Annotated in this window: 4 protein-coding genes; 3 read left to right on the forward strand and 1 reads right to left on the reverse strand. The window is 68.9% G+C overall.

Annotated features, from left to right (window positions below):
* From minC to minE, 3 genes are all read left to right on the forward strand, one after another.
* Positions 1-402: septum site-determining protein MinC (gene minC, locus AC07Y4_RS26070; RefSeq protein ID WP_495270130.1), on the forward strand; the 402-nt coding region annotated here is incomplete at its 5' end.
* Positions 403-470: 68 nt separating this feature from the next.
* A complete protein-coding gene (gene minD / locus AC07Y4_RS26075) occupies positions 471-1286 on the forward strand; it encodes a septum site-determining protein MinD (RefSeq protein ID WP_062481817.1) in 816 nt (271 codons plus the stop codon).
* 2 nt (positions 1287-1288) lie between these two features.
* Positions 1289-1561, forward strand: a complete 273-nt coding sequence (gene minE, locus AC07Y4_RS26080) for a cell division topological specificity factor MinE (protein ID WP_056574726.1) — start codon at positions 1289-1291, stop codon at positions 1559-1561.
* Positions 1562-1585: 24 nt separating this feature from the next.
* Here the strand turns inward: minE and AC07Y4_RS26085 are convergent, their stop codons facing one another.
* Positions 1586-4495 (reverse strand): SEL1-like repeat protein, encoded by a 2910-nt coding sequence (locus AC07Y4_RS26085; RefSeq protein WP_487847750.1) that lies wholly within the window; start codon positions 4493-4495, stop codon positions 1586-1588.
* Positions 4496-4509: the final 14 nt, after the last annotated feature.

A 4509-nucleotide genomic window follows, 5' to 3' on the forward strand; every position in this document is an offset into this window, starting at 1 on the left:
GCCCCGCCCGCCGAGGCGCCTGCGGCCTCCGAGGCCCCGCAGATCGTGCGCGAGCTGCCGGTGCCGGCCAACGGCACGCTGCTGATCGACAAGCCGCTGCGTTCGGGCCAGCAGATCTACGCGCGTGGCGGCGACGTGGTGGTGACGGCCATCGTGAGCTTCGGCGCCGAAGTCATCGCCGACGGCAACGTGCATGTGTACGCGCCGCTGCGCGGCAAGGCCATTGCCGGCGCGCGCGGGAACACCGAGGCGCGGATCTTCTCGACCTGCATGGAAGCGCAGCTGGTGGCCATTGCGGGCATCTACCGCACGAACGAAGTGCCGCTGCCCGAGCCCGTGCTGGGCAAGCCCGCCCAGGTGCGCCTGGACGGCAAAAAAATAGCGATCGACGCGATTCCCTGATGAAAAACCAGGAACGCGGCAGCGCTGAGCATCAATCGACAACTGAATCGAAACAAGAAGGAATGGCGATGGCCAAAATTGTGGTGGTGACCTCGGGCAAGGGCGGCGTCGGCAAGACGACCACGAGCGCCAGCTTCGCGTCGGGCCTTGCGCTCGCCGGCAAGAAGACGGCCGTGATCGACTTCGACGTGGGCCTGCGCAATCTCGACCTGATCATGGGCTGCGAACGCCGCGTGGTGTATGACCTCATCAACGTGATCCAGGGCGAGGCCAACCTGAGCCAGGCGCTCATCAAGGACAAGCAGTGCGACAACCTGTTCGTGCTGGCCGCCTCGCAGACGCGCGACAAGGAAGCCCTGTCGCAGGACGGCGTGGAGAAGGTGCTGACCGACCTGGCCGCCATGGACTTCGACTACATCGTCTGCGACTCCCCCGCGGGCATCGAGACCGGCGCCATGATGGCGATGCACTTCGCAGACGAGGCGCTGATCGTCACCAACCCCGAAGTCTCTTCGGTGCGCGACTCGGACCGCATCCTGGGCATGCTCAGCAGCAAGACCAAGCGCGCCAAGGACGGCGGCGAGCCGATCAAGGAGCACCTGCTGATCACCCGCTACAACCCGAACCGCGTGGCCGGCGGCCAGATGCTTTCGCTGGAAGACATCCAGGACATCCTGCGCATCAAGCTGATCGGCGTGATCCCCGAGTCGGAAAGCGTGCTGCACGCCTCCAACCAGGGCGTGCCCGCCATCCACGACAAGGACACCGACGTGGCCCAGGCGTACAGCGACGTGGTCGCGCGCTTCCTTGGCGAAGACAAGCCGATGCGCTTCGTCGAAGCCGAGAAGCCGGGCTTCTTCAAACGGATTTTCGGGAGCAAGTAGGCATGTCGTTTCTTTCGTTCCTGCTTGGTGAGAAGAAGAAGACTGCGAGCGTCGCCAAGGAGCGCCTGCAGATCATCCTCGCTCACGAGCGCTCCAGCCTCAGCGGCAAGAAGCGCCCCGATTACCTGCCCGAGCTCCAGCGCGAGCTGGTGGCGGTGATTTCCAAGTACGTGTCGATCAACGCCGACGACATCAAGGTGCACCTGGAAACCCAGGACAACCTCGAAGTGCTGGACATCAAGATCGAACTGCCCGATCCGGTTCCGGCGCGCTGAGCGCCAGAGCCCGGATCAACCGGCTCACTCCGGTTGATCCGGGGCCGCAGCGGGCAGCGCCTCCAGCCGCTGCGTCCACGCGCGGGCCTTGTCCTCGTCGAAGAGCGGACTTTCGCGGTCGCCGTAGAACTGCGCCGCCAGGGATTCCACGCAGGCGCGCTGGCTCTCCAGGTTCTCTTCGCAGTCATCGAGCGCGGCGCCGGTGAGCAGCCAGCGCTCTGCGGCTGCCGCGTCTTCCGGCGTGCCTTGGCCCTGCATGCGCATCCAGCCCAACTCGTAGCAGGCCCAGCCCTGCTGGCGCTGGGTGCCGTCTTCCGCCACCTTCTGCAGCGCGTAGAGGGCTTCGGCGTACAAGGCCTTCACTTCCGTTTCTCCCTGGCCCTGTTCGGCCAACGCCCCTGCGTGCAGGCACAGCGTGCGGCCGAGCTGCATCGTGGCGCTGACGTCGCCGGCTTCGTGGCCGCGGCGGAAGTAGCCGATCGCGCGGGCCAGGTCGGGCTCCCCCGGTTCGCCGAGCTTGTGCGCCAGGCCGAGGTTGTAGAGCGCCATCGTGTTGTTCTGCTCGGCGGCCCGTTCGTAGTGCCGCATGCCGCCTTCCAGGTCGCGCTCGCCCCCCTCGCCTTCCGTCAGCATGTAGCCGAGATGGGCGTGCGTGGCGGCGTCGTCCTCGCCGCCGTGGGCGATGGCGTGCAGCAGCCACGCGCGCGCCAGGGCGGGTTCGGCGCCGAGGCCCGCCGTGTCCCAGCGCAGCATCTTCGAGAGCTCGCACATCGCCACGGGCAGACCGTCGGGTGACGCGGTGGCGGGGGCATCGCCCGGCTCGCGCACGCCGGCGGCGCGCGCCATCCAGCGCAGGGCTTCGCGCGGGTCGGCCTCGATGCCCTCGCCGTCGCGCAGATGGCAGGCCAGCTCGTAGGCGGCCCGCAGGTCGCCGGCGGCATGGCGCGCGGCCATGTGCTCGGCGTGCGCCTGCTCGCGGCCGTCGGCGTGCAGCCAGACGTACAGGCCGGAGTCGTTGCGCGCGGCCTGCACCGGCTCACCCGCGCTCCAGCGCTTGCACAGCTGCGAGCGGACCGCGACGGCCATCCAGCCGTCGGCGACCGACAACGCGGCGGTGATCCACGGGTAGGCCTGCGGGTGCAGCACGGCGCCATCGGCGCGCAGCACGCCCACGGCGAGTTGCCCCTTCTCGACCTTCGCGCTGCGCGGCACCGGGTCGGCAACCAGCCAGCCGATGTCCTGCGTGCCCCAGGCCAGCGGCTGGAGCGTGCGGTGCCGGCACGGCACCAGCTCGCGGCCGGCGGCCACGTCGTAGATGCCGCGCAGCCACGGCGCGTTCTTCGCCGTGCGCCCGCCCTTGGACGCCACGCGCACCAGGTCGCGCCGGACCATGGCGTGCCCGCGCTCCTCGCCGGTCAGCGGTTCCAGGGTCTCGAAGCGGCCGTAATCGAAGGGCACGAGCACGCGGCCCTGCCCATCGATCAGGCCGCACAGGCCATCGGCGCGTTCCACGGCAAAGCGCTTCGGCCGGGCCGGGGCGCCGCGTTCGTTCGACGGATCGGTGTCTTCGGTCGTCAGGATCTCGATGGGGTATTCCTCGAGCAGGTCGACCTGTTCGTACACCGGCTCGATCACGACGCGGCCTTGCGCATCGAGCAGACCGCTCTTGCCGTCGCGCTTGGCGTCGAAGCCCTCCCAGTCGTGGCGCCACTGGAGGCTTTCAAAACTTGGCGGCACGGCCCAGTCGCCGTCCGCGCCCACCAGCCCCCAGCCGCCCTCGTCGCCGCGCGCGGGCGCGAGGCCGAAAGGCGTGAAGTCTTCGGCTTCTTCGAACCGGGGCGAAATCGTCCATTGGCCCTGCAGGTCGATGTACCCGATGCGCTCGCCCACGCGGGCACGCACCCGGCCTTCGACAAAGCTCCAGACCTCGTCGACCGAGGGCGCGAGCAGCCAGCTGCCGTCGGTGCGCAGCAGGCCGACGTGGTCGCCGACCAGGGCCGTGGCAACGTCGCCCTCGAAGGCCCAGACCTCGTCGAGCTGCGGCTCAAGCAGCACGCGCGGCGCCTCGGCGTCGGCGAGCAGCAGGCCGGAGCGCTCGCCTTGCGAGATCCAGAGCAGGCGCGGATCGTCGGCGCCGGCGTAGCGGATGTCGTCCCACGCGGGCTCGACCACGGTCGTGCGCTGGCTGCGCCCGTCGTCGTCGTACACCACGCGCATCACGCCCCAGCGGCCGTCGACCTCGAAGCGCCAGAGGTCCTCGCCCAGGTGGTTGTCGTAGTCGGGGCGTTCGTCGTCCTCGTCTTCTTCGGGTTCGAAGTCGGCAAAGCGCTCGTCGCGCGGCGCCTCGTAGCCGTCGAAGTACGGATGCGACAGGCTGCCGAAGCCGAACTGCCAGGCCCAGGCCTCCCAGTCGGCGAAACGTTGGATGCCGAGTGCCGCGTCCACGCCCGGGTGGTTGCCGCTGTCGATGCAGCGCTGCACCTCGGCCCACAGTTCATTGCACTCGCGGCGGTTGCGTTCGATGAAGCCTTCGCCGTCGGCATCGCCGCCCAGCCAGGACAGCTCGTCGAGGTTGGCGGAAAAACGCGGCGCGCTGCCCTCCGGCGTGTTGTCGATCAGTTCGGCCAGGTGCAGCGCCAGCGCCTCGAACTGCAGTGCGATCTGCGGCAGCGTGTGCAGCATCGGGTGCCGCGCGACAAAGGCGTGCAGCTGCCGGATGCGCGCGAGCGCGGCGTGCGCGTCGCTGACGAGGTTGTCGGTGCCTGCATCGCCGAAGACGCGCTGGTGGTCGATGGCATCACCGGCCGCGCCATCGGCCAGCAGCAGCTGCCAGAGCACGGGGAAGTTGTTGTTGGCTTCGGCGATTTCATCAGCCGATGCTTCTTCGGTGTCGGGACGACTGTGCTCGAGATAGAGCCAGGAACGATTGCCCATGTGTGGTCGGTGCG

The sequence above is a fragment of the Variovorax sp. GW460-12-1-14-LB1 genome (assembly GCF_059423605.1).

Coding starts and splice junctions, on each gene's coding strand:
- minE (WP_056574726.1), top strand. CDS start 1,289: ATGTCGTTTCTTTCGTTCCTGCTTGGTGAGAAGAAGAAGACTGCGAGC.
- minD (WP_062481817.1), top strand. CDS start 471: ATGGCCAAAATTGTGGTGGTGACCTCGGGCAAGGGCGGCGTCGGCAAG.
- AC07Y4_RS26085 (WP_487847750.1), bottom strand. CDS start 4,495: ATGGGCAATCGTTCCTGGCTCTATCTCGAGCACAGTCGTCCCGACACC.